Consider the following 4,893-nt stretch of genomic DNA (forward strand, 5'->3'; position numbering starts at 1 on the left):
AAAAGCATAATAAGATTGTAATTTTTTTGATATTCTTCATACGAATATCCTCCTTGAAAATAAATTTTTATTAAAAACATTTAAATAAATGTTTCTTGCGAAATTAAAATTTTGATTGAATATAGGCAATTCAAATAATAGTCGTTTAATTAAATTTGAAAAAAGTTTTTGCAATAGCAAAGTTAGACAAATTTTTATATTTGCCTTTTGAGAAATAAAAAAGTTTAAACTACTTGCTTCGCGGTTCGCGGTTCGCGGTTCGCGGTTCGCGGTTCGCGGTTCGCGGTTCGCGGTTTAACTATTAAAATATCATTTAGTAATTTAATTATCATAATGGTTAAATTATACAATATTTTGAATTTTTGTCAACAGTTTTACAAATAATTATTTAATCGCTTTTAAAATAAGTTATAAATCCTTGAAAAAATTGAAAATATATATTAAAATTATGTAAACTTAATCGGAGTTGTTTATATTTATGATAAATTTCAAAATTGTCGCCGTAATATTCGCTTGTTTTTATTTCGTTGTCCACGCTCAAGAAAGTAATTCGAATAATCAAAGAAATAATTTGGAAACGAATTTTCAATATATAAGAAACGAAGAGGAATCGAGAGCCGCTTATAATTTGGCGTTATTCTATAAAGAAAGAGCTTTAGCTTCAAAAACATTAAATCAAGATTCTATTAAAGATTTGGAAAGCGCAAAAATAATATTGGAAGAAGTTTTAAAATATATTCAAAATAACGAAGTCTATATTTCTTTGGCGGAAACTTACGAAGCTTTGGGAGAATATGAAGAAAGTTCCGAAATATACGACAAATTAATCGCCGAAAATCCCGAAGATGTTTATTTGCTTACAAGAGCTGCCGAAAGAAATATATTTTTAATCGGAGATTTTGAAAAAGCGAAATATTATCTTAATACCGCTTACGAAATAGATTATAACAATAACGATATTTTGATATTATTCGGATTTATTTATTATAGCGAAAGAGATTTTGAGAGAGCGGTTTTATATTTTGAGAAAGTCGTTTCAAGCAAAGGGGCAAGCAATAATTATATGGAATATTATAATTATTATTACGGAATGAGCGAATTTTATTTGAGCAGATTTGAAAGCGCTTTAAATAGATTAAAATTAGTAAATATGAACGATTTGAATCCCGTTGACAGATATAATATTTTGTATGGAATCGTAAAAAGTTATCAGGCTTTGGAAAATTATAAAGAAGCTTATTCGAATAGTTTGGCTACGGACGATACTTCCGATTTGACATTATTTTTAAGTTTTATGGCGGACGAATATAACAATGAAGAATTATTTTACGAAAACGAATTCTTGCCTAAAATTTTATCCATAATACAAACCGCAAAAAACGAAGGCTACGAAGCCGCTTTAAATATGATAGAAACGGATTTGGATAGAAGTGAAATAGATTTGGATATTATTCAAACTTATTATAAACTCGTTAATGAAGTAGGAAACGAAGAAAATAAAATTAACGCCGAAATGGATATTATATCTTTTTATTTGGCTTTAAAAAATATAGACGCTTTGCCCAATCATATAGACAAATTAATCGAATACGATAAAACCGAGAAATATAATAATCTATATTTGCAAGCGGCTTCAGAATTTCAAAATCAAAATAATTTTAAGATGGCAAAAGAAATGCTTGAAAAATATTTGGCTTTGAATAATAAAGAAATAAAAGAAAATGAATTGGTTTCGTTGGTTATTACGGCGATTGATATAAAAGAATACGATTTGGCTTTGCAGTCGATTGATAGATTTGAAAAAGAAAAATATTCTTATAGTTATTTGAGAGCTTATATTAATTTGCATAAAAACGAAATTGAAAAAGCGAATAATTTTTTGAACGAAGATTTAATTTATTTTGAAAATAATATTAAAAATAATAAATCGAATACGAGCGAATATAGATTAAATATTCCTTATATAACGGCAATGACAACTACTAATACGAATTCAATAACGGAATATGTTAATTTTATTTATTCTATGGATACGAATTCTGCAAATAATATTAACAGCATGGCTTGGGTTTTAATCTATTTGGGAATCGATATTGACAGAGGAATAGAACTTTCAAAAAAATCGATTCAAATATCGCCGAAATCTCCGCACTATTTGGATACTTTGGGTTACGGATATTATAAGAAAAAAGATTACGATAACGCGCTTAAACAATTGCTTAAGGCCGCTTTATATGTGGACGATAATTCAAAAGCGGAAATATATTTGCATTTAGCGGATGCATATTACGATAAAAACGACTTTAAAAACGCTTTGAAATATTATAGAAAGTCAATTTCTTCTTTATATAAAGATTTTAATTTTATTAATTTTGAAGAAGAGAGAATAAAAAATAGAATAGAAACTATAAACAAAAATTTAGAATAAAAAAAATTAAATAAAGATTTTAAGGAGTAAAAATGATTACGCGAATAAGCCAAAAAATATTATTTATATTTATAATTTTAATGATTTTAATTCAAACGGTTTTCTCTCAAAATGAAGAAAACATAATGAAAGAAGCCTTTGACAGATTTTCAAAATCTCCATTTTCTTCAATATATTCTACGGGAGGAGCGTTTTACAGCGGAGACGATGTCGACCAAATGCCTATGCTTATTAATTATTACATGAACGGAACGAGCAAATATTTAAAAGCGGTTGACGGACTTTTTGGTAGCGCTATAATGGACGCTCAAGTTATTAGAAATCAAATGACTTTAAATATTGCCGAAGAGGACGCTCCGATAAAAGACAATTTTAATAATTTTTATTTGGAAGCTCCAATAATGCGATTTCCGAAAGTTTACGCCGATATATTGGATTATAAATTTATAGATTTGGATAAAACAATAGTAAGCAGTAATATAACATTGGGCAATAATTGGCATACTCTAAAAATAGAATATAGAGACAGAATCGACACGATAGTATTTTCGGCTTCGACTTATAGAATAAGAAATATGTCGATTGCATTTATGAATAATTTAGTCGATATAACTTTAGGCTCTTATACTACCGTTAATAATATTCCTTATCCTAAAGAATTTATAATTAAAAGTTCAAGCGACAAAAGAGAATTGCGTTACAATATAACTAATGTTTTAATTGGAAATGGCGCAAAAAGAGAAGCGGGTAAATTAGGCTGGTAAATTTTACTTAATATGTATGAAGAATATTTTGATTTTTTGAATATAGATTATCAAAAGAAAGTCGATTTGATAAAATACGCATCTTTGGTTATGGATTATAATAAAAATATCAATATAACGGGAGCGGAAAATATAGAAGATTTTATTAAAGAACATATTATAGATTCTCTGCTCGCTTTGAATATATTTAAGAATTGCGACAATATTATAGATATTGGTTCGGGAGCGGGACTTCCTTCTATTCCTCTGTCGATAATTTACGAAAATAAAAAATTTACTTTATGCGAATCGAAAAATAAAAAAGCCGATTTTTTAGATATGGCAAAAAAAGAACTTTTTTTAAATAATATTGAAATTAAACGCATGAATGTTTACGAGATAAAAGAAAAATACGATACGATAACGGCGAGAGCTTTTTCGGATATGAAAACTTTATTAAAAATATTTAAAAGATTGAAACATAAAAATTCCGTTTTGATTGCGTATAAAGGAAAATTGGATAAAATAAAAGAAGAACTCGAGGAAATTAAAAATATTGAAAAATATAATTTTAAAATAAAAAATTTGAATAATAAAGAAAAAGAAAGAAATATTGTAATCATTAAATAAATATTTTTTAAAAAGGATTTATATGCTTTATATTGCCGCAAGAGATATTGGAAATTATAAAGACAATACCGAAAGATTAAAAGAGATTCTGATTAAAAGCGATTTGATTTTAGTCGAAAGTTTTAGAGAAGCGACAACTCTTTTTAAGGTTTTAAATATAAATATTGAAAGAGAAAAATTAATCGAATTTAGCGAACATACTAAACAAAAAGATATTTACGAAATAATAGAAAAAATTTTAAATTGCGAAATTTCGACTTTAATAAGCGACTGTGGAACTCCCGTATTGGAAGACCCGGGAAAAATTTTGCTCGAATATTGCTACTCGAATAATATAAAGGTAAGCCCGATTCCCGGAGTAAGCGGCATAACGGCGGCTATAATGTGCTTGCCTTTTAATTTCAAAGAATTCTATTATGCGGGACTTCTTTCGAGAGACGATAAAGAGAGGGAAAGAAAATTAATATATTTAAAAAAATTGAATATTCCAATTATAATTTTAGACACGCCCTATAGAATGAATAAAGTATTGAACGCGATTAAAAAAGTTTATTCAAAAAATAAAATTGTCGGACTTTGTTTGGATTTGACTACCGAAAAAGAAGAAATAATAATAGACGAAATTGGAAATATATGCGAAAGATTCAATAAAAATAACGATAAGAATAAAAGAGAATTTGTGATTGTTATAAGTTGAATTATTTTTTATAATATCTATTCATAATATCGTCAAATATTTTGCAGGCTTCCAAAAGTATATAATCGCATCCGTTTGTCGGACTTCTATATTTTTCGACTAAAGGAATGCAATTAATCTCTCCCATTTTTTCTTTAAATCTCGTTATAAATTCCAATTCTATTTCTTTCAAAAACGAACTTTCATGTCCTTTTTCTATTATAAAAGCCTTTGAAAAAGCCATTATACATCCCGTTATTATACCGCAAGTGATTCCGATTCCCATTCCTCCTCCGAAACCCGCCGCCAATTTCAAGTCGTTTTTATCTATTCCTAAATCGTATATTTTATTAGCTCCGTATAATATTTTTTCCGCGCAATTTAAATCTTCCGCTTTGCCGAAACCTGAAGATAAA

Annotated in this window: 5 protein-coding genes; 4 read left to right on the plus strand and 1 reads right to left on the minus strand. The window is 27.8% G+C overall.

The genetic code is table 11. From position 1 onward, the window contains the following. The first annotated feature begins 478 nt into the window (after positions 1 to 478). Genes EZH24_RS07215 through EZH24_RS07230 form a run of 4 tightly spaced genes read left to right on the plus strand, consistent with a single transcriptional unit; the run spans position 479 to position 4,498 of the window. Complete coding sequence (locus EZH24_RS07215) at positions 479 to 2,428, plus strand: tetratricopeptide repeat protein (protein WP_137998447.1); 1,950 nt, start codon at positions 479 to 481, stop codon at positions 2,426 to 2,428. Positions 2,429 to 2,460: 32 nt separating this feature from the next. After that, positions 2,461 to 3,192, plus strand: a complete 732-nt coding sequence (locus tag EZH24_RS07220; protein WP_236847111.1) for a hypothetical protein — start codon at positions 2,461 to 2,463, stop codon at positions 3,190 to 3,192. A gap of 12 nt (positions 3,193 to 3,204) precedes the next feature. Further along, positions 3,205 to 3,801, plus strand: a complete 597-nt coding sequence (rsmG, locus tag EZH24_RS07225) for a 16S rRNA (guanine(527)-N(7))-methyltransferase RsmG (RefSeq protein WP_137998448.1) — start codon at positions 3,205 to 3,207, stop codon at positions 3,799 to 3,801. A 22-nt stretch (positions 3,802 to 3,823) separates the two neighbouring features. Next, the gene (locus EZH24_RS07230; RefSeq protein ID WP_236847112.1) at positions 3,824 to 4,498 is read left to right on the plus strand and encodes an SAM-dependent methyltransferase; all 675 of its coding nucleotides are present in this window, start codon (positions 3,824 to 3,826) and stop codon (positions 4,496 to 4,498) included. Between the two features lies 1 nt (position 4,499). Here EZH24_RS07230 and EZH24_RS07235 read toward each other — a convergent pair. After that, positions 4,500 to 4,893: C-GCAxxG-C-C family (seleno)protein (locus EZH24_RS07235; RefSeq protein WP_137998450.1), on the minus strand; the 394-nt coding region annotated here is incomplete at its 5' end.

The sequence above is a fragment of the Brachyspira catarrhinii genome, assembly GCF_005518285.1.
Classification (GTDB): domain Bacteria; phylum Spirochaetota; class Brachyspiria; order Brachyspirales; family Brachyspiraceae; genus Brachyspira; species Brachyspira catarrhinii.